General features: G+C 68.1%; 27 protein-coding genes and 1 pseudogene. 15 read left to right on the top strand and 13 right to left on the bottom strand.

Annotated elements, in window-relative coordinates:
- Window positions 1-714, top strand: a pseudogene (locus QCD70_RS10345) (chaplin family protein); the annotation flags it as partial.
- A 98-nt stretch (window positions 715-812) separates the two neighbouring features.
- On the opposite strand, the gene QCD70_RS10350 reads toward QCD70_RS10345, so the two are convergent.
- Window positions 813-1,301, bottom strand: coding sequence for an SRPBCC family protein (locus QCD70_RS10350; RefSeq protein ID WP_301215849.1), 489 nt, complete (start codon window positions 1,299-1,301; stop codon window positions 813-815).
- 59 nt (window positions 1,302-1,360) lie between these two features.
- On the opposite strand from QCD70_RS10350, the gene QCD70_RS10355 reads away from it, so the two are divergent.
- Window positions 1,361-1,714 (top strand): DUF1622 domain-containing protein, encoded by a 354-nt coding sequence (locus QCD70_RS10355; protein ID WP_301215851.1) that lies wholly within the window; start codon window positions 1,361-1,363, stop codon window positions 1,712-1,714.
- A 45-nt stretch (window positions 1,715-1,759) separates the two neighbouring features.
- Complete coding sequence (locus tag QCD70_RS10360) at window positions 1,760-2,407, top strand: dienelactone hydrolase family protein (protein ID WP_301215854.1); 648 nt, start codon at window positions 1,760-1,762, stop codon at window positions 2,405-2,407.
- 8 nt (window positions 2,408-2,415) lie between these two features.
- Here QCD70_RS10360 and QCD70_RS10365 read toward each other — a convergent pair whose 3' ends face one another.
- Complete coding sequence (locus QCD70_RS10365; RefSeq protein ID WP_301215856.1) at window positions 2,416-2,937, bottom strand: DinB family protein; 522 nt, start codon at window positions 2,935-2,937, stop codon at window positions 2,416-2,418.
- A 99-nt stretch (window positions 2,938-3,036) separates the two neighbouring features.
- Between QCD70_RS10365 and QCD70_RS10370 the strand changes: the two genes are divergently transcribed.
- The 10 genes from QCD70_RS10370 (at window position 3,037) to QCD70_RS10415 (ending at window position 12,267) form a co-directional block, all read left to right on the top strand.
- Entirely contained in the window at window positions 3,037-3,336 is a 300-nt protein-coding gene (locus tag QCD70_RS10370) for a DUF2470 domain-containing protein (RefSeq protein ID WP_301215858.1), read from the top strand.
- Window positions 3,337-3,415: 79 nt separating this feature from the next.
- The gene (locus QCD70_RS10375; protein WP_301215859.1) at window positions 3,416-4,069 is read left to right on the top strand and encodes a heme oxygenase (biliverdin-producing); all 654 of its coding nucleotides are present in this window, start codon (window positions 3,416-3,418) and stop codon (window positions 4,067-4,069) included.
- A gap of 158 nt (window positions 4,070-4,227) precedes the next feature.
- Entirely contained in the window at window positions 4,228-5,028 is an 801-nt protein-coding gene (locus QCD70_RS10380) for a hypothetical protein (protein ID WP_301215862.1), read from the top strand.
- Window positions 5,029-5,079: 51 nt separating this feature from the next.
- Entirely contained in the window at window positions 5,080-5,406 is a 327-nt protein-coding gene (locus QCD70_RS10385; RefSeq protein ID WP_301215864.1) for a PRC-barrel domain-containing protein, read from the top strand.
- A gap of 176 nt (window positions 5,407-5,582) precedes the next feature.
- The gene (locus QCD70_RS10390) at window positions 5,583-6,260 is read left to right on the top strand and encodes an NUDIX hydrolase (RefSeq protein WP_301215866.1); all 678 of its coding nucleotides are present in this window, start codon (window positions 5,583-5,585) and stop codon (window positions 6,258-6,260) included.
- 79 nt (window positions 6,261-6,339) lie between these two features.
- Window positions 6,340-7,656, top strand: a complete 1,317-nt coding sequence (gene nadA / locus QCD70_RS10395; RefSeq protein ID WP_301215869.1) for a quinolinate synthase NadA — start codon at window positions 6,340-6,342, stop codon at window positions 7,654-7,656.
- Window position 7,657: 1 nt separating this feature from the next.
- Complete coding sequence (nadB, locus tag QCD70_RS10400) at window positions 7,658-9,376, top strand: L-aspartate oxidase (RefSeq protein ID WP_301215872.1); 1,719 nt, start codon at window positions 7,658-7,660, stop codon at window positions 9,374-9,376.
- 2 nt (window positions 9,377-9,378) lie between these two features.
- Window positions 9,379-10,236, top strand: coding sequence for a carboxylating nicotinate-nucleotide diphosphorylase (gene nadC / locus QCD70_RS10405; protein WP_301215875.1), 858 nt, complete (start codon window positions 9,379-9,381; stop codon window positions 10,234-10,236).
- Between the two features lie 91 nt (window positions 10,237-10,327).
- Entirely contained in the window at window positions 10,328-11,467 is a 1,140-nt protein-coding gene (locus tag QCD70_RS10410; RefSeq protein WP_301216272.1) for a cysteine desulfurase family protein, read from the top strand.
- A gap of 104 nt (window positions 11,468-11,571) precedes the next feature.
- Window positions 11,572-12,267, top strand: a complete 696-nt coding sequence (locus QCD70_RS10415; RefSeq protein ID WP_301215878.1) for an alpha/beta fold hydrolase — start codon at window positions 11,572-11,574, stop codon at window positions 12,265-12,267.
- A gap of 95 nt (window positions 12,268-12,362) precedes the next feature.
- On the opposite strand, the gene QCD70_RS10420 is transcribed toward QCD70_RS10415, so the two are convergent.
- Together QCD70_RS10420 and QCD70_RS10425 are read right to left on the bottom strand one after the other, a co-directional pair.
- Window positions 12,363-13,409 (bottom strand): hypothetical protein, encoded by a 1,047-nt coding sequence (locus QCD70_RS10420; protein ID WP_301215881.1) that lies wholly within the window; start codon window positions 13,407-13,409, stop codon window positions 12,363-12,365.
- Between the two features lie 137 nt (window positions 13,410-13,546).
- On the bottom strand, window positions 13,547-14,839 hold the full coding sequence (locus QCD70_RS10425; RefSeq protein ID WP_441004937.1) for an ATP-dependent DNA helicase: 1,293 nt from the start codon (window positions 14,837-14,839) through the stop codon (window positions 13,547-13,549).
- An 80-nt stretch (window positions 14,840-14,919) separates the two neighbouring features.
- Here QCD70_RS10425 and QCD70_RS10430 point away from each other — a divergent pair, with 80 nt between their 5' ends.
- The gene (locus QCD70_RS10430) at window positions 14,920-15,963 is read left to right on the top strand and encodes a hypothetical protein (RefSeq protein WP_301215884.1); all 1,044 of its coding nucleotides are present in this window, start codon (window positions 14,920-14,922) and stop codon (window positions 15,961-15,963) included.
- Between the two features lie 42 nt (window positions 15,964-16,005).
- Here the strand turns inward: QCD70_RS10430 and QCD70_RS10435 are convergent, their stop codons facing one another.
- Window positions 16,006-17,907 (bottom strand): cytochrome c oxidase assembly protein, encoded by a 1,902-nt coding sequence (locus tag QCD70_RS10435; protein WP_301216276.1) that lies wholly within the window; start codon window positions 17,905-17,907, stop codon window positions 16,006-16,008.
- A 168-nt stretch (window positions 17,908-18,075) separates the two neighbouring features.
- Here QCD70_RS10435 and QCD70_RS10440 point away from each other — a divergent pair, with 168 nt between their 5' ends.
- Window positions 18,076-18,825 (top strand): TetR/AcrR family transcriptional regulator, encoded by a 750-nt coding sequence (locus tag QCD70_RS10440; protein ID WP_301215887.1) that lies wholly within the window; start codon window positions 18,076-18,078, stop codon window positions 18,823-18,825.
- A gap of 395 nt (window positions 18,826-19,220) precedes the next feature.
- Here the strand turns inward: QCD70_RS10440 and QCD70_RS10445 are convergent, their stop codons facing one another.
- From QCD70_RS10445 to QCD70_RS10480, 8 genes are all read right to left on the bottom strand, one after another.
- Window positions 19,221-19,508, bottom strand: coding sequence for an HU family DNA-binding protein (locus QCD70_RS10445; protein ID WP_044443721.1), 288 nt, complete (start codon window positions 19,506-19,508; stop codon window positions 19,221-19,223).
- A gap of 232 nt (window positions 19,509-19,740) precedes the next feature.
- Entirely contained in the window at window positions 19,741-20,046 is a 306-nt protein-coding gene (gene rpsN, locus QCD70_RS10450) for a 30S ribosomal protein S14 (RefSeq protein ID WP_044443722.1), read from the bottom strand.
- 3 nt (window positions 20,047-20,049) lie between these two features.
- Window positions 20,050-20,217, bottom strand: coding sequence for a 50S ribosomal protein L33 (gene rpmG / locus QCD70_RS10455; RefSeq protein ID WP_055782315.1), 168 nt, complete (start codon window positions 20,215-20,217; stop codon window positions 20,050-20,052).
- Window positions 20,217-20,453, bottom strand: coding sequence for a 50S ribosomal protein L28 (gene rpmB / locus QCD70_RS10460; RefSeq protein ID WP_055782318.1), 237 nt, complete (start codon window positions 20,451-20,453; stop codon window positions 20,217-20,219). The genes rpmG and rpmB overlap by 1 nt, the downstream gene beginning before the upstream one ends.
- Window positions 20,454-20,631: 178 nt before the next feature.
- A complete protein-coding gene (locus QCD70_RS10465) occupies window positions 20,632-21,438 on the bottom strand; it encodes a hypothetical protein (RefSeq protein WP_301215898.1) in 807 nt (268 codons plus the stop codon).
- A gap of 119 nt (window positions 21,439-21,557) precedes the next feature.
- Window positions 21,558-21,956, bottom strand: a complete 399-nt coding sequence (locus QCD70_RS10470; protein WP_055948578.1) for a Fur family transcriptional regulator — start codon at window positions 21,954-21,956, stop codon at window positions 21,558-21,560.
- A 66-nt stretch (window positions 21,957-22,022) separates the two neighbouring features.
- Window positions 22,023-22,913 (bottom strand): metal ABC transporter permease, encoded by an 891-nt coding sequence (locus QCD70_RS10475; protein ID WP_301215902.1) that lies wholly within the window; start codon window positions 22,911-22,913, stop codon window positions 22,023-22,025.
- On the bottom strand, window positions 22,910-23,746 hold the full coding sequence (locus tag QCD70_RS10480; protein ID WP_441004938.1) for a metal ABC transporter ATP-binding protein: 837 nt from the start codon (window positions 23,744-23,746) through the stop codon (window positions 22,910-22,912). Before QCD70_RS10480 ends, QCD70_RS10475 begins: the two co-directional genes overlap by 4 nt.
- Window positions 23,747-23,756 lie beyond the last annotated feature (10 nt).

Here is a 23,756-nt window from a genome sequence, read left to right on the forward strand (position 1 = left end):
GGCAACGCCATCACCGTGATCGGCGACGCCGAGTCCACCGACTCCAGCACCACCGGCGGAACCACCGGCGGAACCGGGACGACCGGCACCGGCGCGACCACCTCGGGCGAAGACGGAATCCTCGGCGGAACCCAGATCGTGCCCGTCATCGGAGCACCCATCACCGTCGGCGGCAACGCCATCACCGTGATCGGCGACCCGACGACATCGGGATCGACCGTCACCGGCGGCACCACCGGAGGATCGACGGAGAACACGACCGACGGTGAGGGCAGCATCGGAGGAGGAACCCAGATCATTCCGGTGATCAACCTTCCGATCGACCTGGGCGGCAACGCCATCACCGTGATCGGCGACCCGACGGTCAACCCGACCGACCCGACGGACCCGACCGACCCGACCGACCCCACGGACCCGACCGATCCCACGGACCCCACGGACCCGACGGACCCGACCGATCCCACGGACCCGACGGACCCCACGGACCCGGTCACGCCTGGAACGCCGACCACCACCACCACCACCTCCGTGGTGACAACCGGTAGCGTCACTGCGGCCGGTACCTCGGCCTCGGGCTACACCGCCGGAACAGATGCCTCGGGCCTCGCCCTCACCGGCATCTCGGCGGCACCGATCGCGGGAGCCATCGCGCTCCTGCTGCTGGCCGGACTTGCTCTGATGATCACCTCGCGCAAGAAGGGCGCTCGTATCTGACGACCAGTCCGACAAGACCCGTGCCGGGCACCGCCACCCCCTGCGTGGTGCCCGGTACGGGCGTGTCCGCGCCCGGGACGAGTCCGTGATCCTTCAGGTCAGGGCCGTGACTCGGCCACGGCGGCCAGCACGATCGGGTCTTCGCATCCCCGCGCAAAACCGCGGATGCGTCGGTCGATATCGTGCTGCAGAACCACCGCGCCGATGCGTTCCGCAAGCGGCGCGAGCCACTTCGGCTGGCAGGAGAAGTTGTAGCGCCAGACCGCGAGCGTGTGACCGGGTCGGTCATCGACGGCGTTGAATCGCCAGCCGCCGCCCAATCGCTCGAAGAACCACGAGCCCTTGGTCATCTTCATGCCCACATTCGAGGGCGGCTTGTACGACACGTACTCGCTCTCCATCCGGAAGCCGAAGCGCTGCACCGTATAGGTGTGCACGCCCTTGGCCGGCGACGTCGCGCCGTGCATGAAGTACTGCCTTCTGATGAAGGGATCCCACCGCTTTCGAATCTCCCCGGTCGTCTGGGAGATCGCGAATGCCGTCTCGACATCGACCGGAACGACGCAACGGGACTCGACGACGGGCATGGCTTCATCCTGTCATGCGGGGCTGTCGCCGCCCTCCTGCGATGCGGCATAGTTCAGGCATGGAGTTCACCGATGTCATCGAGATCGTCGGAAAAGTCATCGACGGGGCAGGTGTCGCGGCGATCGTCATCGGGGCCCTGGTGGCATCGTTCGCCGCGGTCGCGAAGCTCGTGCGCAGGGAGGCGTCGGTCTACGTGCCGTACCGCCGAGCCCTCGGGCGCAGCATCCTCCTCGGCCTCGAGCTTCTGGTCGCCGCCGACATCATTCGCACCGTCGCCATCACCCCCACGCTCGACAGCGTCGCCGTTCTGGCCGGGATCGTGCTCATCCGCACCTTCCTCAGCTTCTCCCTGGAACTCGAGATCTCCGGGCGCTGGCCCTGGCAGAAGAAGCCCGACACCGCAGGAGACTGAGCCGGCGCTCGCTAGACTTCGACAGCGGCCGAAGGAGGACTCCCCGTGACAGAGCTCGTCGATATCCCCTCGCCGGGATGGCCGCTGATGTTCGGCACCGAGGGCCAGCCGGCAGTCGTGCTCGTGCACGACGACTACGGTCGCCTCCCCTACCTCGAGGCCTACGCCACCGCCCTGTCGAAACAGGGATTCTTCGTCGTGGTTCCCGACCTGTTCAATGGCGTGGCTGCCGTAGACCCCGACGGCGTCGCCCTTCTTCGCTCGCGACTCGACGAGGGCTTCGCCATCGCGACCCTCGCGGATGCGATCGCGCTGGGTCGCAGTTCGGGTGCGGCGCGCGTGGGGATCATCGGCATGGGCGTGGGCGGTTGGCTCGCCTTGCGCAGCGCCCAGGAGGGCGCCGTAGACGCGGTCGTGGCGTATTACGCCGGACTGGCCGAGAGCGAGGGCGGCATCGTTCCCTGCCCCGTCGCCCTGCACTTCTCCGAATACGACGACTGGGGCTCGGGGCTCGCCGCCGACCTGTTCGTCAGCCGACTCAAGGAGGTCGGCACCCCCGTGACCCGGCACAACTACATCGGCACGTCGACCTACTTCGCGAATGCGACCATCTCGGCCGGACTCGACAAGAACGCGGCCGCGCTGGCCTTCGCCCGATCCACCTATTTCATGCAGGGCCAGCTGCTCGACTGACGGCTGCGCTACCCCTTCGACACGTCGTGCAGGTGGTGCACGGGATCGTGGATGAAGTACTGCGCCAGCGTCTCGACCGAGAAACCCGCGCCGTCGCCGCGCCTACCCGTCCGACCCCAGGCATCCGGGGGCACTGCATCGAAGGCGTCGGCGATCGCGTGACCGGCCTCGACCAGCTGCCCTGACACCGCCGCGGGGTCCTGTTCGTTGTAGCGCTCCTCGACGGCGGTCGCATCCTGATCCCAGTTGGCGAACAGCGGATCGCTCTCGGCCAGCATCAGTTCGAGGCGACCGCGCATGGTCGTGAACACGTCGCGCACGTGCGCCGCGTACTCGAGCGGCGACCAGGTGTCGTCATCCGGTCGCTCTCTCACATCGGCTCGCTGCAGCACGGCGGGCCAGGCGGCCGCGTTCAGGCGGGTGAGGTCGGCGACCTCCCGGGCGTCGGTGGTGGATGCGTCGAAACCGCACTCGGGGCACGGCTTCTCGAGCACCCAGGTCCAGCTCTTGGTCTCGGGAACGATAGGCATGGCCCGATTTTACGGAGCGGCCGAGCAGCCGCACCCAGTCATTTGCGCCACTCGTCGACGACTTCGTGCCGACCTGCGTTCGACGTATACGCTCGATGGATGAGCACCTTCAGCCCCGACGTCGTGTCCGCCATCCTGAACCACATGAACGGCGACCACACCGATGACAACCTCCTCATCGTGCGCGCGTTTGCGAACCCTTCGGCAGCCTCCGCGGTGATGACGGGCTTCGACGGATCGGTCGCGACCTGGGATGCGACCGTCGATGGAACCACGAGCGAGGTGCGCATCGCCTGGCCGGCCGGGCCGATCACCGAGCGCGCCGAGGTTCGCCGCGAGGTCGTCGCGCTCTACGACGCCGCCTGCGCCAAGCTGGGCATCGAGCCGCGCCCGCACTAGCCGTGGCACGGCTCCTCCTATAAAGTAAGGGCAGGCTAACCTCACGGTTAGAGAACCCCTCATTTTTGGAGTCGTCATCGTGACCAACGTCATCCCCTTCTCGCAGGCCCTGCGCGAGCGCACCTGGACCAGCCACAGCGAGAGCGAAGGCGCGAGCTTCATGGGCGACCTCATGAGCGGCAAGGGCACTCGCGACGATTACATCGCGCTCGTCGCCCAGCACTTCTTCATCTACGAGGCCATCGAGGCCGCCGCCGACCGCATGAAGAACGACCCGGTCGCGGCGCCGTTCATCACCTCGAAGCTCACCCGCCTTCCAGCCATCGAAGAAGACCTCCGCTTCCTCATCGGCGATGACTGGCGCGAGCAGATCGTGCCCCTGCCCACGACGGCGCGCTACGTCGCACGCATCAACGAGGTCGCCGCCACCTGGAACGGCGGCTTCATCGCCCACCACTACACGCGGTACCTCGGCGACCTGTCGGGCGGCCAGATCATCCGCACCCTCATGCAGCGCCAGTTCGGATTCGAGACCAACGGCGTGGGCTTCTACCTGTTCGGCGACATCGCGAAGCCGAAGGAATTCAAGGAGACCTACCGCGCGCAGCTCGACGCCACCGGCTGGGACGACGCCGAGCGCGATCGCGTGATCGACGAGGTTCTCGTGGCCTACCGCTTCAACACCGAGCTGTTCGTCGACCTGGCGAACGCGAAAGCGGCTGCCGTCGCGTAGCGGCGACCGGCACATCCGGTCGGTCCCTGCACGTCAGGGACGGTGTCAAGCCCATCATCGCACGGGCGGGGAACGCGTACTGTCCGTGTAAGCGGCGTCCATGAGTGACCGCGCCAACGTAGAGCACGGAGGCGTCGCGAACGAGGCGAAGGCACATCATGAGCGACCGCGAGCACCCCCAGAACTCCAGCGTCCCGCCCCAGGGCGGTTACGACGCGACCAACGATCCCGAGGTCCGTTCCACCCCGGCACCCGCGTCGGCAACGCCGCCTTCTGCAGAACCGCGCGTATCCGCGACCACCGGCTCGACGCCCGAGGGAACGACGACCACGGGCACGACGACCACGGGCGGTCTCGAACCGGGCGCCGCCGTGCCCGCCGCACCTCAGGCATCCCTGCGCCAGGAGGTCCTCGAACGCGAGAAGGAGGAGTTCGGAGGCGTCAAGATCGGCTCGGCATTCTTCGGATGGCTGACCGCGACAGGCACCGCCGTGATCCTCACCGCCCTGGTCGCCGCGACCGGAGCCGCCATCGGACTGGGAATCACCGGCGACGCCGACGAGGCCGCGAACGAGGGTGTCGCCAACGCCGACACCGTGGGGATCGCAGGAGCCATCGCGCTGCTCGTCGTGATCTTCGTCGCCTATTACTGCGGCGGATACGTGGCCGGCCGCATGGCCCGCTTCAACGGCATGAAGCAGGGCGTCTTCGTCTGGCTGTGGGCGGTCGTCATCGCCATCGTCGTCGCCATCATCACCGCGATCGCCGGCAGCCAGTACAACGTGCTCGGCAACCTCAACAGCTTTCCACGGATCCCGATCGACGAGGGCGACCTCACCACGGCCAGCGTGATCACCGCCATCGCCGTGGCCGTCATCAGCCTGCTCGGCGCCATTCTCGGCGGCCTCGGCGGAATGCGTTTCCACCGCAAGGTCGACCGCGCCGGTCTCGGCCGCTAACCCTCCCCGAGGAACACCCGAACACGCATTGAACGAGCCGAGGAGTCACCCATGATCGAGTCACGCGATATCGGAGGGATCGTCGGCGCGCCGGCCACCGGTCCCGACGGGCAGAAAGTCGGAACCGTCACGCAGGTGCTGGTCGACGCCGAGACCGGGCGGCCCCGGTGGGCGACCGTGAATCCGGGCCTCTTCTCCGGCTCCGACGCGTTCGTTCCGCTGGATCGAGCGGAGTGGGACAGGGAGCACCTGCGCCTGCCGTACTCCAAGGACCAGCTCAAGGACTCGCCACGGTTCTCGATCGGAGAAGCGTTGACCCCGGCCGAACAGGAGCTGCTGCGCCGGCATTACGACCCCGACGCGGGTCCGACCTCCTGACATCTCGCTGAGGCCGGACCCCGAGTCCGTTCCCTGAGCCCGTCGAAGGGCATCCCCTTCGACAAGCTCAGGGAACGGACTTTTTTGCGTGTTTGCGTTCGGGTCATCGTGACACTAAGCTGATTCCAGCACTTAGAGTCATCGATACCTTAAGTCCAGACACGATCGGCACGGCCATGAGCCAGCAGCAGGCGAGCATCGCGGTATCCACCGTCATCTTCGCCCTGCGCAGCGATCCGACCACCGGCGTCAGCACGGTGTGGATCCCTGTCGTCCGTCGCATCCGCGAGCCCCACGAGGGCAGATGGGCACTCCCCGGAGGCCCGCTTCGCATCGACGACGACCTCGAGGCTGCGGCCCGAAACCATCTGGTCGAGACCACGGCCCTCACGCCGAAGTACCTCGAACAGCTCTACGCCTTCGGCGATGTCGGCCGCTCCCCCGGTCAGCGAGTCGTCTCGATCGTGTACTGGGCCCTGGTCGAGAGCGACGAGGCGGCCCGCGCCACCGTGGGCGAGAACGTGACCTGGCTCTCGACCGACGAACTGCCCGAGCTCGCCTTCGATCACAACCTGATCGTCGACTACGCCCTCTGGCGGCTGCGCACCAAGATGGAGTACTCCCGCATCGCGCACGCCTTTCTCGGCGACACGTTCACCCTCGCCCAGTTGCGCGAGGTGCACGAGGCCGTCAGGCAGAAACCCCTCGACCCCGCGAACTTCCGGCGCATGATCGAGTCGAGCAAGACCGTCGTCCCCACGGGCGATTTCGTCACCGGCGCCCGGCATCGCCCCGCGCGCCTCTACCGCTACGACGGGTCGATCGACCTCGCCGACCGCGGCCCCCTCCGATAGAGAAACCGCCCGTTCCCTGAGCCTGTCGAAGGGAACGGTCCACCCGCTTCGACAGGCTCAGCGAACAAAGAAGACCACCATGACATCCGTCGACACCACCATCCAGCTGCTCACTCGCGAACAGGCAGAAGGCGCGGCGTCCGGCAGCACCTGCACGCCCGACCTCGCCTTGGAGCCGTGGACCTTCGACGCGGGCCTGCCGAACTACGGCCCCGGCGCATCCATGACCGACATCATCCCCACCGGATCGCCGGTGCAGGGGCGCCTGCCCGCCGAGTACACCACCGCGAGCGCCGACGAACTGGATGCGCGCATCCGGGCCGCGAAGGCGACGCTCGGCGAGCGGGTCGTCGTGCTGGGCCACTTCTACCAGCGCGACGAGGTCGTGCAGTACGCGGACTTCGTGGGCGACTCGTTCCAGCTCGCGAACGCGGCCAAGGCCAGACCCGACGCCGAGGCCATCGTGTTCTGCGGCGTGCACTTCATGGCCGAGACGGCCGACATCCTGTCGCAGCCGTCGCAGGCGGTCATCCTGCCGAACCTCGCCGCCGGGTGCTCGATGGCCGACATGGCCGACATCGATTCGGTCGAGGACGCATGGGCGCAGCTCACCGAGATCTACGGCACGGCGCCGGATGCCGATGGCCGGGTTCCCGTGATTCCGGTCACGTACATGAACAGCTCGGCCGCGCTCAAGGCATTCTGCGGCCGCAACGGCGGCATCGTCTGCACCTCGTCGAACGCGGCCACGGTGTTGGAGTGGGCCTTCGAGCGCGGACAGCGGGTGCTCTTCTTTCCCGACCAGCACCTCGGCCGCAACACGGCGAAGGCGATGGGAATCCCGGTGGAGCTCATGCCCATGTGGAACCCGCGCAAGCCGCTCGGCGGCAACTCGGCCGACGAGCTCGTCGACGCGAAGGTCGTGCTCTGGCACGGGTTCTGCTCGGTGCACAAGCGCTTCACCCCGGCGCAGATCGCCAAGGCCCGCTCCGAGCACCCGGGCGTTCAGGTGATCGTGCACCCCGAGTGCCCGATGGCGGTCGTCGACGCGGCCGACTCGGCGGGGTCGACCGACTTCATCGTCAAGGCGATCCAGGCCGCGCCCGCCGGCTCGACCTTCGCCATCGGCACCGAGATCAACCTCGTGAACCGCCTCGCCGCCGAGTACCCGCAGCACACCATCTTCTGCCTCGACGACGTGATCTGCCCCTGCTCCACGATGTACCGCATCCACCCCGGCTACCTGGCCTGGGTGCTCGAGGGCCTCGTCGACGGGGTGGTGCTCAACCGCATCCAGGTGGCTGACGACGTGATCGCCGACTCGACGGTCGCCCTCGAGCGGATGCTCGCGGCCCGGCCCCCCGTGTCGGCCCCCGCCCCGCAGGCCGCGAACTGACATGGCCCGCATCCTGATCGTGGGCAGCGGCATCGCCGGACTGACCACCGCGCTGCATGCCTCGCAGCTGCACGCGCATGACGTCACCGTGGTGACCAAGGGCGCGCTCGCCGAGAGCAACACCCGCTACGCGCAGGGCGGCATCGCAGCGGCGACCGCGCTCGACGACAGCGCCATCCTGCACGCAGACGACACCATCCGGGCGGGCGCGGGACTGACCGACGAAACAGCCGCGCGCGTGTTGGCCGACGAGGGGGCGGCGGCCATCCGGAGCCTGATCGCCTGGGGCGTGCTGTTCGATCACCGACCGGGCAGCTCCGAGCCCGAGCGCGCACTCGAGGCCGCGCACTCGCGGCCTAGAGTGCTGCACGCGGGCGGCGACGCCACGGGCGCGGCGATCGAGTCCGCACTGGTCGCGGCCGTGCGCGCCAGCGGCGTGACCGTCCGTGAGCACACGACGCTGACCGACCTCGTACTGGCCGACGCGTCCGGCATCCGCGCCCGTTCGGCGCATCCGCTGCCGGCCGGCCAGACGCCGATGCACCCAGGGGGTGCGGATGCCGACGGGTCGAGCCGCGTCGTCGGCATCGAGGTGCTGCGAGCCGACGGAGGGCGCGAAGTGCTGCTCGCCGACGCGGTCGTGCTCGCCACGGGCGGGGCCGGGCAGCTCTACTCGCACACCACGAATCCTGCGATCGCGACGGGTGACGGCCTTGCCGCAGCGCTGAGGGCGGGAGTCGCCACCGCAGACCTGGAGTTCTACCAGTTCCACCCCACGACGCTCGCGGCACCCGGAAACTTCCTCGTCTCCGAGGCCGTGAGGGGCGAGGGCGCCGTGCTGCGCAACGAGCGCGGCGAACGTTTCATGGTCGGAGTGCGCTCCGACGCCGAACTTGCGCCGCGCGATGTCGTCGCGCGGGCGATCGCCGCCGAGATGGCGAAGCAGAACGGCGTGCCCGTGAATCTGGATGCCCGGGGTATCGACCGCGAGACCGTCGCGACCCGCTTCCCCACGATCATGGCGGCGTGTGCGGCGGCGGGGTTCGACCTGGCCGACGGTCTTGTTCCCGTGGTGCCGGCAGCGCACTACTACATGGGCGGCATCGCGACCGATCTCGACGGGCGGACCTCGCACGCGGGGCTCTTCGCTGTGGGAGAGGCCGCCTGCACAGGAGTTCACGGGGCCAACCGCCTCGCCTCGAACAGCCTGCTCGAGGGCGCCGTCTTCGGCCGGCGCGTGGCGGCGGCGCTGTCGGCCGACCCGTTCCCTGAGCCTGTCGAAGGGATGGACGAGGACTCCAGAACTCCGTTCCCTGAGCCTGTCGAAGGGATGGACGAGGACTCCAGAACTCCGTCCCCTGAGCTTGTCGAAGGGCTGGACGACCCCCTTCGACAGGCTCAGGGAACGGGTCTCGACCGTTCCGAATTGCAAGCGCTTATGTGGCACTACGCCGGGCTGACGCGCTCGGGTGTCGGCCTCGCCACGGCCGCAGCCCGCCTGCGGGTCTGGGCCGAGGCATCCGGCGCCCGTGACGACAGCCGACCGGCCGACCGCGAGCGCATCGAGACCGACAACCTGCTCACCGTGGCCCGCGCCCTCGTCGCCGCAGCCCAGGCCCGGCGCGAATCGCGGGGCGCGCACTCTCGAACCGACCATCCGCAGACCGACCCCCTCGCCACGCGCGAGGCGGCCCGCACGCTCCAGACACAGGGACTCTGACCATGCTTCTCACTCCGCAGGCGATCGACCGGGTCGTCACCGCCGCCCTCGCCGAAGACGCCCCCTGGGGCGACGCGACCTCCGACGCGTTCCTGCCCGAGGGAGCGACCGCCACGGCCCGGCTGGTGGCCAGGGAGCCCGGCATCCTCTCGGGCGGCGAGGTCTTCGCGCGCGCCATGTCGGCTGCGCACCCCGCCACCGTGACGACGCTCGAGTTGAACGACGGAGACCTCTTCGTTCCGGGAGAAGTGCTCGCCACGGTCACGGGTCCCGCTGCCGGGGTGCTGCTCGGCGAGCGGGTCGCACTCAACCTCGTGCAGCGCATGAGCGGCATCGCCACCGCCACCGCGAGCTACGTGGCCGCGGTCGAGGGAACCCGGGCGCGGATCGTCGACACCCGCAAGACGACCCCGGGCCTCCGCGCCCTCGAACGGCACGCCGTGCGCAGCGGCGGGGGCGGCAACCACCGCTTCTCGCTGAGCGACGCCGTGCTCGCAAAGGACAATCACCTCGCGGTGCTCACCGCATCCGGAATCTCGCTGACCGACGCGATCATGCGCGCCCGGGCGCGCATCTCGCACACCACCCACCTCGAGGTCGAGGTCGACCGGCTCGACCAGATCGAACCCGTGCTCGCGGGCGGCGTCGACACGATCATGCTCGACAACTTCTCGCTCGACGAGCTGCGTCGGGGTGTCGCGATCGTAGCGGGTCGCGCGCTGATCGAGGCCAGTGGCGGGGTGAACCTCGACACCGTACGCGCCATCGCCGAGACCGGAGTCGACATCATCTCGGTCGGCGCCCTCACCCACAGCGCCCGAGCCCTCGACCTGGGCCTCGATCTTCAGGTCGAGGCATGAGCCTCCCCCGCGCCTGTTGCCCGGCGCGACGGATGCGCCCGGTCGCCCGGCAACATCCGTCGCCCCGGGCAACACTCGTCAGGTCTCGCCCGTGATCTACCTCGACAACGCGGCCACCACGCCCGTGCGCCGCGAGGTTCTCGAGGCGATATGGCCGTTCCTCACCGGCGACTTCGGCAATCCCTCGAGCCACCATGCCCTGGGCGACGCGGCGGCCCGCTCCCTGGCCTCGGCGCGCGCGCAGCTCGCCGAGTGGTTCGGCACCCGGCCCGCCGAGGTCACGTTCACGTCGGGCGGCACCGAGGCCATCAACCTCGCCATCAAGGGCATCGCGCTCGGCCAGCCTCGAGGCCGGCACATCGTGACGACCCCCATCGAGCACGAGGCCACGCTCGAGTCGATCGACTTCCTGCGCCGGGTGCACGGCTTCGACGTGTCGACAGTGCCGGTGGATGCCGTGGGCCGGGTCGATCTCGACGCCCTCGCCGGGCTGGTGCGCAGCGACACGACGCTGGTCAGCGTGATGGCGGCCAACAACGAGATCGGCACCGTTCAGGACACGGCGGCGATCGGCGCCCTCGTGCACTCCGCCGGATCGGTGCTGCACGTCGACGCCGTGCAGGCCGCCGGCTGGCTCGACACGAGCCTGGATGCGCTCGGTGCCGACGCCGTGTCGATCTCGGGTCACAAGCTGGGCGCGCCGAAAGGCGTCGGAGCGCTGGCCGCCCACTCTCGCCTCGTGATCGAGCCCCTGCTCCACGGCGGCGGCCAGGAACGCGGGCGGCGCTCGGGCACCGAGAACGTCGCCGCGGCCGTGGGTCTCGCCGTCGCGGCGCGACTGTCGTCGGCGGGCCGCGCCGAGGCATCCGGTCGGGTCGCCGCATTGCGCGACGACCTGATCGCACGAATCGAGGAGGCCGTGCCGTTCGCACGGCTCACGGGGTCGCGCGAGCACCGGCTGCCGTCGATCGCGTCGTTCCTGTTCCCCGGAACAAGCGGCGAGGGCGTGCTGCTCGGACTCGAGGAGCGCGGTGTCGTGTCGTCGAGCGGCTCGGCGTGCGCCGCCGGCAGCGACGAGCCGTCCCCGGTTCTGCTCGCGGTGGGCATCGACCCGGTGGATGCGCAGACCGCCGTTCGCTTCAGCCTCTCGACGGCGACGACCGCCGCCGACGTGGAGGCCGCCGCGATCGCTGCCGCGGAGGCCGTGCGCGCGCTGACGCAGCTGCGCTGACGCCGTTCCCTGACCCCGTTCCCTGAGCCTGTCGAAGGGAAGCCGCCGAAGCGAACCCCTTCGACGAGCTCAGGGAACGACCCTTCCGGCGTATCGTGGCCCGCATGCACATTGTTCTCGTTCCCGGATTCTGGCTCGGCGCGTGGTCGTGGGCACCCGTGACCGCAGCCGTCGAAGCGGCCGATCACACGCCGCACCCGCTCAGCCTCCCCGGCGTGGAATCGCTCGAAGCTGACCGGAGGGGCATCACCCTCGACGACCACATCCGCTTCGTCGAGGAGTACATCGCCGACCTCGACGGCGACATCGTTCTGGTGGGTCACAGCGGAGGCGGCTCGGTGATCCACGCCGTGGTCGATCGACACCCCGACCGCATCCGGCACGCCGTCTACGTCGACAGCGGACCGACGCCCGACGGCATGGAGATCAACGCCAACATCCCCGAGGTCGACGGCGAACTCCCCCTGCCCGCCTGGGACTTCTTCGACGACCTCGAGCTCACCGGACTCGACGAGGCCGACCTCGAGAACTTCCGCGCCCGCGCCGTTCCCACGCCGACCCGGGTGGCCCGCGACCCGCAGGTGCTGACGAACGAGGCCCGCTACGAGGTTCCCGTGACCGTGATCACGTGCACGTACAGTGCCGAGGAGATGCGCCGAGGCATGGGCGCGGGAGTGCCCTACTTCGCTGAGCTGCCGCGCATCCACGAGGTGGGAATCGTGGAGCTGCCCACCGGCCACTGGCCCCAGTTCTCGCGCCCTCGCGACCTCGCCAGCGTGATCGTCGCCGCCATCCGCTAGTCCGAGCGACACGAACGCGCCCGCCCGATGCATCCGCGCCCCGTCGAGCAGAGGCGGATGCGCCGAGCGGGCGCGGATTTTGTTTGTGCGAGCGGCTACGCCGTGGCGCGGCGGCGGATGGCGGGCACGAGCAGGGCCAGGCCGAGCAGGGCCACGAGCGCTCCGCCTGCGGCGATCGGCGCCGCGTCGACGCCGGTGTTCGCGAGCTGCGGCGCGACCGGTGCGACGACCGCGGCGGGCTCGACGACGGGCTCAGCAGGGATCACGGGTACGACGGGGCCCGGCACGAGCAGCAGGGACTCGGTGTAGAAGGCACCCTCGGGAGCGGTGATGACGCCCGAGAGGAGCGCGCTTCCGACGAGGTCGGAGCCACTGATGCTCCACAGGTGCGAGTACCAGCCGTCGAGGTCTTCGACATACGCGTCCGCCTCGAGCCAGAAGTTGCCATTGGAGTCGATCTGCAGCGAATACGGGTAGTTGGTGTCGCCGCCCAGGCCGGTGTCGGCCGCGAGTGTCGCCGTGTGGGTGGCGATGTCGATCGTGAAGACGTCACCGTTCCACTGAACTGCGTAGAAGGCACCCGTCGTCGGGTCGACCGAGAAACCGTAGAAGCTGTCGTCTCCGAGATCGCCGAGTTCGGTCAGCGCGCCTGTGGCGAGATCGAGAGAGTAGAGCGTGTCATCGTAGATCGCATACGCCGCGCCATCGTTGCCGATCGCGATGGAGTCGACGTTCGTCGGCGCACCATCGATGCTGAAGAAGGAGACCGGCAGGCTCACTCCTGTCTCGGGATCGACGGTGGCGAGGATGGCGAAGCTCTGCTCGGTCTCCTGGTCGAACTGCCATGCAACGAAGTACGACACCGAGGTGGCGGGGTTGTACGCGGCCTGGCCGGCGCAGTCCGCCGAATCGGGTGTCCCCTCGCCGACGGGCGTGGCCGCCGCGGTCGCGGCGTCGATCGAGAAGACCGAGAGGTTCGTGAGGTCGTTATCGCACGAGATCGCGTACAGCGACGATCCCTCGGGCAGCGAACGGCCGGACGCAGCAGAAGCGGGAGCAGCCACGACGCCGATTCCCACGAATCCGATGACCAGTGTGGCGATGCCCGTGGCGAGCGTGGCCCGAAGGCGCGAGTTATGCACTGATGAATCCCCCTGAGTGAAGGTGACGACCCGCACAGGGAGGATCGAACAGACTGAGCCGCCCTTGTGGGCAGATTCTCAGACAGTAGCAGAACGCAACAGTTCGTACTAAATTTTCTTCATCTTTCGAAGGCGGACTACTGCCCTCGCGACATGAACCGTCGTACCGCGGGGTCGACGGAGATATCAGCCGGCCGCAACGGCCTGGTGAGGTAGAGCCCACCGAGCGAGGTGAGCCTCGACAGGGCCACGTAGGTCTGCCCCGCGCTGAACACGCGCTGGCCGAGATCGACGATCGCCTGGTCGTAGGTCTTGCCCTGGCTCTTGTGAATGGTGACGGCCCACGCGAGCCGTAGGGGGAACTGGGTGAACTCGCCGATCACGTTCTTGGTGAGCTTCTTGTCGTCGGCCGAGTACGAGTAGCGGTGCTTCTCCCAGCTCACGGGGTCGACCTCGTGCACCTCGCCGTCGATCTCGACCCAGATCGAGCCCGCCTTGCTGATCTTCGAGACCACCCCGACCGAGCCGTTCACCCACCGCTGCTCCGAGTCGTTGCGCAGGAACATGACCTGGGCTCCGACCTTGAGTTCGAGCGCCTCTTCAGCGGGAAAGTTGCGGCCTCCGAAGTCGCCCGACACCTCGGCCGTCGCCGTGCGCACCGTGCCCGGAAGCCGCTTGAGCGCCTCGGCGTTGATGCGGTTGACCGCGTCGTTGCGCGTGGCGAGCGTGATCGTTCCGTCGCTGGGAGGAGTTCGAGCGCCGGCGCCGTTGAGCGCATCCGCTATCTCTTTCGTGACCTGACCGTGCCTCACCGCGTTCAGCATGAACTTGAAGTCGTCATCGTGCTGCCGGTGGATCTCGGTGAGCTCGACCACGGTGAGCGACACCTCGCTCCATACCTTCGCGTCGAAGAACCACATCGACCGGTAGTGGTCGGTGAAGTAGGCCCGCTCGTCGGAGTCGCCCGGAACAGGGGCGAGCTGGTACGGGTCTCCGAACAGAACGACCTGAACCCCGCCGAACGGAACCGTCGGCTTGTGCCGAGCCTTGCGCAGGGAGCGGTCGATCGCATCCATGAGATCGGCGTTGACCATCGAGACCTCGTCGATCACCAGGGTGTCGATGGTGTTGAGCATCTTGCGCACGTCGCCGTTCTGCTCGATGTCGGAGTCGGCGATGACCCCGATCGGCAACCGGAACAACGAATGGATGGTCTGCCCGCCGACGTTCAGCGCCGCGACTCCCGTGGGCGCCGAGATCACAAGCTGCTTCTCGGTGTTCCAGCTCAGGTGGTTGAGCAGCGTCGACTTGCCTGTTCCCGCCCGGCCCGTGACGAACACGTGCTTCTTCGTCGACTCGATGAGGTCGAAGACGCGCCTCTGCTCGGCGGAGAGTTCGGGAAGGGACACGCGGGAGGACTTTCTGTGCATGACGACGAGGGGCGCATCCAATCTACCGGGCGTGTCGGCCGGCACGGCCGGCGCTCGGCGGCATTGCCTAGACTGACCCCATGGATGTGCGTGTGCAGAAGAGGCGCACGTCTCCGGCGCAGGTCGCCTTGGCCTGGTGCGGCGCGGTGCTGCTGCTCGTCGGAGTGTTCGCAGGCGGCGTGCTGGCGCTCAATCTCACGGTGTTCGGCTCGAGCGGATTCGTCATCACCTATCTGCAGACTCTCGGCGCCCGCGACGTCGACGGCGCCCTCGGCATGCCGGGTGTCGAGCTGCCCGACGACCTCACGCCCGACTCGGCGAGTGCGGCGCTGCTGAAGCGCAACACACTCTCGACCATCAGTGACATCCGCGTCACCGACGACAGCGACCTGGGTTCCGGCGTTCACCGGGTCACCGTGAGCTACACGCTCCAGGGCGCGGACCGCCAGTCGGCACGCACCCAGAGCGAGTTCGTGGTCGAGCGCGGCGGATCGAGCTACGGCGTCTTCAGCCAGTGGCGCTTCAAGGAATCGCCCGTCGCCACCCTGTCGCTCGCGGTGACCAACACGACCAGCGTGACGGTCGGAACCGGCGAGCTCGACGCATCCGATCTCGGGGCCGGGAAGGGGGCCTTCGGCGCCGGGGCTCGATACACCGTACTGGTGCCGTCGCTCGTGGTTCTCTCGCACGATTCGCACTACCTCACGAGCGACACCGTCGCGGTGGCCCTCCCCTCACCCGGCGAAACGGAGAGCGGCATCGTCAAGGCCGTTCCCAATGAGCTCTTCTCCCAGGTCGTCGCAGACCGCCTCACCTCGTTTCTCGACGAGTGCGCCACGCAGAAGGTGCTGTATCCCGTGGGCTGCCCGTTCTCGAAAGGCATCACCGACCGCATCGAGGGAGATCCGAGCTGGTCGATCGTGGAGTATCCGCAGGTGAAGGTCGTGGCGGGCCCGTCGTCGTGGCTGCTGGCCGACAATGCCGGTGTCGCGCACATCGACGTTCAGGTGAAGTCGCTCTTCGACGGATCGGTGTCGGCCCTGAGCGAGGACATTCCGTTCTTTCTCGACTACGCGATCACTCTCGACGACGCGGGCGCGATCGCCTTCGCGTCGCGCACGTAACGTCGCCCGGCCCTTCGACAGGCTCGGGGAACGGCCGCCGCGTCAGCGGCGGGCGTTGAGGCGCTCGAGCATCGCGTTGTACTCGCCCAGCTCCGCCTCGTTCGTGCGGTCGGCCGTGCGGTCGCGCCGCGTGGTCTCCTTCTTGTCCTGCTTGCTCCACTGAATGGCGACGGCGATCGCGAGGATCACGGTGGGGATCTCTCCGACGCTCCAGGCGATTCCGCCTCCGGCCTGCTGGTCCTCGATGGCGCTCACACCCCACGGGCGGCCCATCGCGCCGTACCAGTCCGCGAGCAGCAGACCGTTGCCGGTCATCATCGCGAGACCGAAGAAGGCGTGGAACGCCATGACCGCGAGCAGCAGTAGCAGCCGGAACGGATAGGGGAAGCGGTAAGGAACCGGATCGACGCCGATGAGCGCCTGCACGAGCAGGTAGCCGGTGATGAGGAAGTGCGCGATCATCCACTCGTGGCCGATGTGGTCGACGGTCGCCCAGCGGAACAGCGGCGAGTAGTAGAAGGCCCAGAGGCTGCCGGCGAACAGCAGCGCGGCGACGATGGGGTTCGCGAGGAACGATCCGATCTTCGAGTGCACCGCGAGCAGCACCCACTCGCGACCGCCCCGCGTGCCGTCCTGGCGCTTGGCGACCGCACGCATGATGAGCGTGATCGGAGCGGCGGGCACGAGCAGCAGCGGCACCATCATGCTCAGGGTCATGTGCCCGAGCATGTGCATGCTGAAGAGGTACTTCTCGTAGACGTTGATGCCGCCGTTGGTCACATAGAAGAGCAGCAGCATGCCCGCCACCCAGAGCACGCTGCGGTGGACGGGCCACTTGTCGCCGCGCTTGCGCAGGCGGCGCACGCCGGCGAGGTAGAAGACGATGCCGAACCCGCACAGCAGAATCCAGAGCAGGTCGAAGTTCCACTCGGTGAAGTAGCGCGAGAGCTCGAGTTCGGGCGGAAGCTGCTCGCCGGTGAGGATCTGCGCGGGCGTCTGCACGGCCGGGATGGCGTCGTCGACCGGCGGGGCCGAGCGACCGAGTGCGGCGGCGGCACCCGAGGCGATTCCCATGAAGGCGAGCTCGACGACCGCGATCTTCCAGAAGAAGTAGCGGCGGCTCGTCTCGGCAAGACGACGGATGAGCGACCGCCGGTAGGCCGCTCCGAAGATACCCAGCGCGATCAGGGCACCGACCTTGACCAGCACGAGCAGACCGTAGGGCGTGAGCAGCCTGTCGAGGCTTCCGATGCGCAGCTCGGCGCTGACGTAGCCGGATGCCGCGACCACGATGAAGCAGACGAGCGCGACGGTCGAATACCGCGAGATGACCGAGAGCATGCGGTCGTTGTCGAGCTGCGGGGCGATGATCACGAGCACCAGCAGCCCGCCGAGCCAGACCGCTGCGAAGACGAGGTGCAGTCCGAGCGCGGTGATCGCGGCGTCGTGGCCGGTCGTTCCCGCGGCATGGCCCTGCTGCGCCATTGGAACGAGCATCACCACGGCGAGCACGCCGACGAAGACGAGGGCGGTGACGTTGCGCACCGCGAAGCAGAGCACGGTGACGGCGGCCGCGATGAGGGTCGTGATCAGCCAGGCCTGCCCGATCTCTACCTGGGTCAGGAACTGCCCGAGCAGCTCGCCGTAGGAGTTGTCGAACCGCACCGACTTGACGGTGAGCTGCAGAAAGGTGAGGAAGCCCGTGGCCGCGGACGCCACGGTGAGCACGGCGGCCGAGCCTGCCGCGACGTCGAGCGCGCGGGTGAATTCGGGCTTGTCCGAGCGCAGGGCGAAGACCGCCAGAACGAGGGCGCCGAGAACGCCGGCGGCTCCGAGGTTCACGATCATCTTGGTGACCGGGATGCCGTAGCGCACCACGGGGCCGGGATCCTGCAGGAGTTGCGCATCTGCCCCGCCGGCGATGCGCAGACCGACGAGCAGCATCACGAAAGCGACCGCCAGGAGAACGGCGGGACCTACGGTTCGAACGACTCTCGGCACCCGTCAACTTTACGCGGCATTCCTGAGCGCGCGGCCCGGTCTGCGCTCGGCCGGGCGCACCTCGGCGTGGGAACTGGATGCCCCATTCCACTCGACCTAGACTCAACGCCCATGAGCACTGCGACGATGCCCGCTTCACGTCCCGCCCTCACCGCTAAGGGGGCAGCGACCCGCGCCCGCATCGTGGAGGCCGCCGCCGCCCTCGTTCGACAGCGCGGTGCCGCGCGCACGAGCATCGACGAGGTGAGGGCCGATGCACAGGTCAGCGCATCGCAGCTGTACCACTACTTCTCTGACAAGAACGAGCTGATGCGCGCCGTCGTGGCGCACGAGGCGGTCGTCGCGGTCGAACAGCAGCCGCAGCTCGCCGCACTCGACAGCATCGAGTCGTTGCGCGCCTGGCGCGATGCGGTCGTCGACCGCGCGGGCGAGCGGCAGTTCCGCGGCTGGTCGCCGCTCGGGTCGCTCGCCAGCGAACTCGTCGACACCGATCCGGATGCCCGTGCCGGGCTCGTCGACGGATTCGGGCTCTGGCTCGCCCCTGTCCGGTCGGGCCTCGTGGCGATGCGCGCATCCGGTGCACTGCGGTCGGACGCAGATCCCGACTCCCTCGCGATCGGCCTGCTCGCCGCGCTCCAGGGAGGACTGCTCGTCTCCCGGGTCCAAGAGGAGACGGCTCCTCTCGAGGCCGCCCTCGATGCGGCCATCGCGCGCGTCGCGAGCTTCGCTCCGCAGGAGCCCTCGGTCGCGGCCTCGGCCGCACCCGCGATCAGGCGCACGCCCGCGTCGCCGGCACGGGCATCCGGTGCCATGTCGGCGCCCCGCACGCCGCTGCGCCCCCGCCGCCCGCTCGCCCGCTGACTCCGCTCGTCGAGCCCGTCCCGTTCGTCGAGCCTGTCGAGACGCGGCCCCTTCGACGAGCTCAGGGAAAGGGTGGCTCCGCTCGTCGAGCCTGTCGCGTGCCCGATCCAGTCGGCGCGAAAGCACCCATCTGACAGAGTATGGACGCCTTCGCGTCGAGTGGATTCCTCACGCCCTATCGAGTCGGCGCAGATGCATCCTCCCGAATGATTAAAGGTTCTTCTCCGCCGAGTCGCGGTTTGCCCCTTCGACAGGCTCAGGGAAAGGGTGGCTCCGCTCGTCGAGCCCGTCGAGACGGAGGCCCTTCGACACGCTCAGGGAACGGGGGACGCCGTTAAACGCCTCAGGGGCGTCCGCATCGCGCGGACACCCCTGAGGATGAAGATTCGAAAAGACTACTTGGCGGCAGCCTTGAGCTTCGAGCCAGCGGAGATCTTGACCGAGTGACCGGCGGCGATCTGGATGGCCTCGCCCGTCTGCGGGTTGCGGCCGGCGCGGGCTGCACGCGAGGTGCGCTCGACAGCGAGCCATCCCGGGATCGTGACCTTGACGTCGTTGCCGACCGACTCCGCGAGCGTCGCGAAGAGAGCGTCGAGAACCTCGTTGACAGCGGACTGCGTCTGGCCGGATGCAGCGGCGACCTGGGCGACGAGCTCGGTCTTGTTGAGTGACTTATCAGCCATGGGTGTCCTCCTCGGACCTTGTGCTGCGCGAAGCAGCTCTAGAAACGAAACGGTGGAAACCTTGAGTAGGCCACACGTCTGGTCTGTTCGACCGTGACGAATGTATCAGAGATCGCCGGGATTTCGCGGATTTACGCGCCTCGCGGGGCATCCGACACCCCTGAGACGCAAAAAAGGATGCCGACCCGGAGGTCGGCATCCTTTTTCAGATGCTCAGATCAGAACTGCTGGACTACCAGGAGCTCTTCGTGATGCCGGGCAGCTCGCCGCGGTGAGCCATGTCACGGAAGCGAACACGGCTGATGCCGAACTTCGTGAGCACACCACGGGGGCGGCCGTCGACCGCGTCACGGCTGCGTACGCGCACCGGTGAGGCGTTCTTGGGCAGCTTCTGCAGGCCGAGGCGGGCGGCCTCGCGCTCGGCGTCGGTCGACGTCGGGCTGACGAGGGCCTTCTTCAGCTCAAGGCGCTTCGTGTTGTAACGAGCGACGATGACTTTGCGCTGTTCGTTCTTTGCAATCATGCTCTTCTTGGCCATGTGTTACCTCTCCTCCCGGAAATCGACGTGCTGGCGGATGACCGGGTCGTACTTCTTCAGCACGAGGCGGTCGGGGTTGTTGCGGCGGTTCTTCTTGGTGACATAGGTGTAACCCGTGCCGGCCGTCGAACGCAGCTTGATGATCGGACGTACGTCTTGTGACTTGGCCATTAGATTTTCTCCCCACGGGCGAGAAGATCCTTGACGACGCTCTCGATGCCGCGTGCGTCGATGACCTTGATGCCCTTGGTGCTGAGCTGCAGGGTCACGTTGCGACGAAGCGACGGAACGTAGTACGTCTTCTTCTGGATGTTCGGGTCGAACCGGCGCTTGGTGCGACGGTGCGAGTGCGAGATGTTGTGTCCGAAGCCGGGAATGGCGCCGGTCACCTGGCAGGTTGCTGCCATGATTTCCTCCATAGTTACCGTAGAAATACGCGAGTCAACGCGCGTTCTACCCAAGATTGCTTGTCGGCACACGTCTGCCCCGAATGAATCCGGTGGGGGGTGGTGTACATGCGAGTGGAGATGCCACTCGACCAGCTACCGAGTCTAGGCGACCCGGCGGCCCCGTGCAAGTCTTTCGTTACGGGCGGGTATTGCGGATGCGACGGGTCGCGCTGACAGCGCCGACCGCGACGATTCCGCCGAGCAGCAGGGCGCCGGCCGTGAGGCCCATCGGCGTGAAGTCGGCACCGGTGTCGGCGAGCGCGGGCTGCACGACGGGCGTGACGACCTCGGTCGGCATGATGACGGCCTCAGCACATGTGTCGGTGACATTGAAGGTGACGCTGTTCACCGTCCAGGAGTGGGCGACCTCGAACTGTCCCTGAAGTGCGACGATCGCGGAGATGTCGCTCGAGTACGCCGTGGGCGACTCGAGAGTCGCGACGAAGTCCTGCGTCGTACCGGGCGCGACAATGCCCGAGGTGACTCCGGGGAGCCCGGCGAGCGGACCGCTCGGATCGACGACCGTTCCGGGATCGACTGAGGCGACACCGTCGCTGCTCGAGGCCAATCCCACACCCACCACCGCGTTCTCGGACGTGGGATTGGTGATGGAGACGGTGAACCCATTGACCACGCGGGTGCACGATTCGGCTGGAGCCGGCGCGATCCAGGCCAGGTCGAAGCCGATGCCGTACTGCCCTGCGGGTACAACGACGTTCGGCGTGACGAACGGGAACGTCAGAGGCTCCGTCGTGAGTTCGTAGTCGGCGAAGAAGTTGAAATCGGCCGGGGCGTCTGTCGTGTACGGGTTCAGAACCTGCGTCCACGCCGCGGGAGCCACGTCCGAGGTCGTCACCGTGTCGGCGGCCTGCGCGGGCGCAGCAGCGACCAGGCTCAGGGCGACGAGCGCGCTGCCTGCGACGATCAACGACTTCTTCTGCATGGGAGATCCCCCGGATCGATGAACCGGCCGACGGCCACCATCGGGTAACGGGCCGCGCCAGAACGCTCTCAGCATAGAGGACGCCGTGAGATCAGGCCACTACCGCCATGTTGGGCCGATCAGCCCGCGGGCGTGGGCACGCACGAGTTGCAGAAGCCGAAGATGTCGACCACGTGCTCGGGGCGCGAGAAGCCGTGCAGCGCGGCGGTCTTGCGCGCCCACGACTCGACCTCGTCGGCCTCGATCTCGACGGTGAGGCCGCAGCTCCGACAGATCAGGTGGTGGTGGTGACCTGTGCTGCACGCCCGGTAGAGGCTCTCGCCCTCGGGCGACTGCAGCGAGTCGGCCTCGCCCTCGTTGGCCAGGTCGGCGAGCGCACGGTAGACCGTGGCCAGTCCGATGTGCGATCCGCTGGAATGAAGGTTGGAGTGAAGCCCCTGCGCGCTGACGAAACCGATCTGGGTTCCGAGGGCAGCGCGTACCGCCTCGCGCTGCCAGGTGTTGCGCTTCACGACCATGATCCACCTCCGAGGCCGCATGCGGCCGAAATCCCCTCAACCGTAACCGGTGTCGCTGTGCTTCGCCTAGGCATCCAGAGCCACCAGCCGTCGACCCGAGACACCCCGGCGCGCACGCGACGCCGCGATGATGCGGCAGACCACGTAGATGGCGAACGAGATGGTCGTGACATAGGGACTGATCGGCACGGACCCGCCGAGCGCGAGCATGATTCCGCCCACGAGCGACAGCACGGCGAACAGCATGCTCAGGAGGGGAACGACGATCGGCGACGACGACACCCGCAGGGCGGCCGCGGCGGGCGTGACCAGGATCGACAGCACCAGCAGCGAGCCCACGACCTGAACCGACACGGCGACCGCAAGGCCGAGCAACAGCATGAAGACGATCGAGAGCGTGCGCACCGGCACGCCGCGCGCCGAAGCCACATCGGCGTCGACGCTGGCGAAGGTGAGCGGACGCCAGACGACGAGCAGGCCGATCACGACGACGATCGAGATGGCGATGAGCGAGTTCAGCCGGGGGTCGTCGACGGCCACGATCTGGCCGGTGAGCAGCCCGAACTTGTTGGCGCTGCGACCCGGGTAGAGGGCGAGGCAGAGGATGCCGAGCCCGAGTCCGAAGGGCATCAGCACGGCGATGATCGAGTTGCGATCGCGCGACTTCGCGCCGAGGAAGCCGATGATCAGGGCGGCCACGATCGAGCCCACGAGCGAGCCCTCGACGACGCCGACTCCGAAGAGCAACCCGGCGGAGGCGCCCGCGAACGACAGCTCGCTGATGCCGTGCACGGCGAAGGCCATGTCCCTCGACATCACGAAGACGCCGATGAGCCCCCCGACGATGCCGAGGACGGCACCGGCGATGATCGAGTTCTGCAGCAGAACGACCAGTTCGCCGTAGTCGGTGAAGTTGAAGACCTGCGACCAGAGGTCGGCCCAGTCGATGTCGCTCATCGCCGCACCCCGTCGCCCGCGCCGGGCGCATCCGGCACGTGCTCGCCGTCGTGGTGCACGTGCCCGTCGTGGCCGTGATGCGCATCCGGGACCCCGACCACGATCACGCGGCCGCGGGTGCGGATGACGTCGACGGGCGAGCCGTAGAGCTCGGAGAGCACCTCGCTGCGCAGCACCTCGTCGGGAGTGCCGATGCGGAAGGAGCCGCCCGCCAGGTAGAGCACGCGGTCGACCATGTCGAGGACCGGGTTGATGTCGTGGGTCACGAACAGCACGCCGAGGTCTCGCTGCCGGCGATGCGTGTCGATGAGCTCGGAGACGGCGCGCTGGTGGGCGAGGTCGAGCGAGAGCAGGGGCTCGTCGCAGAGCAGCAGCCGGGGGTCGCCCGCGAGCGCCTGCCCCACGCGCAGACGCTGTTGTTCTCCGCCCGACAGGGTCGAGACGGCCACGTTCGCGTACTCGGATGCGCCGACGGAGTCGAGCAGGGCGTCGACCTCGCGGCGGCGCGCGGCCCGGGGCAGCGGCAGCCCGAAGCGGTGTCCGTCGACGCCGAGGGCGACCAGGTCGCGTCCGCGGAGCGGCGCCCCCTCGTCGGCGAGCTTCTGCTGCGGGATGTACCCGATGCGGCGGTTGCCCCGGGTGACGGGGGAACCCTCGAAGGCCATGGTTCCGGCGCTGAGCTGCTGCTGACCCAGGATGACCTTCAGCAGGCTCGACTTGCCCGATCCGTTGGCCCCGAGCACGGCGATGAACTCGCCCGCCCGCACGTCGAAGTCGAGGTCGTGCCACAGGCGCCGCTCGCCGAATTGAAGCGCACCGCCGCGAACGCGCAGCACGACGTGG

The sequence above is a fragment of the Agreia sp. PsM10 genome (genome assembly GCF_030433855.1).
Lineage (GTDB): Bacteria > Actinomycetota > Actinomycetes > Actinomycetales > Microbacteriaceae > Agreia.

What these genes read in the sequence shown, in the direction of transcription:
- nadC (WP_301215875.1), top strand. Translation starts at nt 9,379, where the DNA reads ATGCTTCTCACTCCGCAGGCGATCGACCGGGTCGTCACCGCCGCCCTC.
- QCD70_RS10470 (WP_055948578.1), bottom strand. Translation starts at nt 21,956, where the DNA reads ATGGTCGTGAAGCGCAACACCTGGCAGCGCGAGGCGGTACGCGCTGCC.
- rpmG (WP_055782315.1), bottom strand. Translation starts at nt 20,217, where the DNA reads ATGGCCAAGTCACAAGACGTACGTCCGATCATCAAGCTGCGTTCGACG.
- QCD70_RS10365 (WP_301215856.1), bottom strand. Translation starts at nt 2,937, where the DNA reads ATGCCTATCGTTCCCGAGACCAAGAGCTGGACCTGGGTGCTCGAGAAG.
- QCD70_RS10350 (WP_301215849.1), bottom strand. Translation starts at nt 1,301, where the DNA reads ATGCCCGTCGTCGAGTCCCGTTGCGTCGTTCCGGTCGATGTCGAGACG.
- QCD70_RS10380 (WP_301215862.1), top strand. Translation starts at nt 4,228, where the DNA reads ATGAGCGACCGCGAGCACCCCCAGAACTCCAGCGTCCCGCCCCAGGGC.
- QCD70_RS10415 (WP_301215878.1), top strand. Translation starts at nt 11,572, where the DNA reads ATGCACATTGTTCTCGTTCCCGGATTCTGGCTCGGCGCGTGGTCGTGG.
- nadB (WP_301215872.1), top strand. Translation starts at nt 7,658, where the DNA reads ATGGCCCGCATCCTGATCGTGGGCAGCGGCATCGCCGGACTGACCACC.
- QCD70_RS10385 (WP_301215864.1), top strand. Translation starts at nt 5,080, where the DNA reads ATGATCGAGTCACGCGATATCGGAGGGATCGTCGGCGCGCCGGCCACC.
- QCD70_RS10425 (WP_441004937.1), bottom strand. Translation starts at nt 14,839, where the DNA reads ATGCACAGAAAGTCCTCCCGCGTGTCCCTTCCCGAACTCTCCGCCGAG.
- QCD70_RS10430 (WP_301215884.1), top strand. Translation starts at nt 14,920, where the DNA reads ATGGATGTGCGTGTGCAGAAGAGGCGCACGTCTCCGGCGCAGGTCGCC.
- QCD70_RS10440 (WP_301215887.1), top strand. Translation starts at nt 18,076, where the DNA reads ATGAGCACTGCGACGATGCCCGCTTCACGTCCCGCCCTCACCGCTAAG.
- QCD70_RS10475 (WP_301215902.1), bottom strand. Translation starts at nt 22,913, where the DNA reads ATGAGCGACATCGACTGGGCCGACCTCTGGTCGCAGGTCTTCAACTTC.
- QCD70_RS10445 (WP_044443721.1), bottom strand. Translation starts at nt 19,508, where the DNA reads ATGGCTGATAAGTCACTCAACAAGACCGAGCTCGTCGCCCAGGTCGCC.
- QCD70_RS10390 (WP_301215866.1), top strand. Translation starts at nt 5,583, where the DNA reads ATGAGCCAGCAGCAGGCGAGCATCGCGGTATCCACCGTCATCTTCGCC.
- QCD70_RS10435 (WP_301216276.1), bottom strand. Translation starts at nt 17,907, where the DNA reads ATGCTGCTCGTCGGTCTGCGCATCGCCGGCGGGGCAGATGCGCAACTC.
- rpmB (WP_055782318.1), bottom strand. Translation starts at nt 20,453, where the DNA reads ATGGCAGCAACCTGCCAGGTGACCGGCGCCATTCCCGGCTTCGGACAC.
- nadA (WP_301215869.1), top strand. Translation starts at nt 6,340, where the DNA reads ATGACATCCGTCGACACCACCATCCAGCTGCTCACTCGCGAACAGGCA.
- QCD70_RS10465 (WP_301215898.1), bottom strand. Translation starts at nt 21,438, where the DNA reads ATGCAGAAGAAGTCGTTGATCGTCGCAGGCAGCGCGCTCGTCGCCCTG.
- QCD70_RS10355 (WP_301215851.1), top strand. Translation starts at nt 1,361, where the DNA reads ATGGAGTTCACCGATGTCATCGAGATCGTCGGAAAAGTCATCGACGGG.
- QCD70_RS10370 (WP_301215858.1), top strand. Translation starts at nt 3,037, where the DNA reads ATGAGCACCTTCAGCCCCGACGTCGTGTCCGCCATCCTGAACCACATG.
- rpsN (WP_044443722.1), bottom strand. Translation starts at nt 20,046, where the DNA reads ATGGCCAAGAAGAGCATGATTGCAAAGAACGAACAGCGCAAAGTCATC.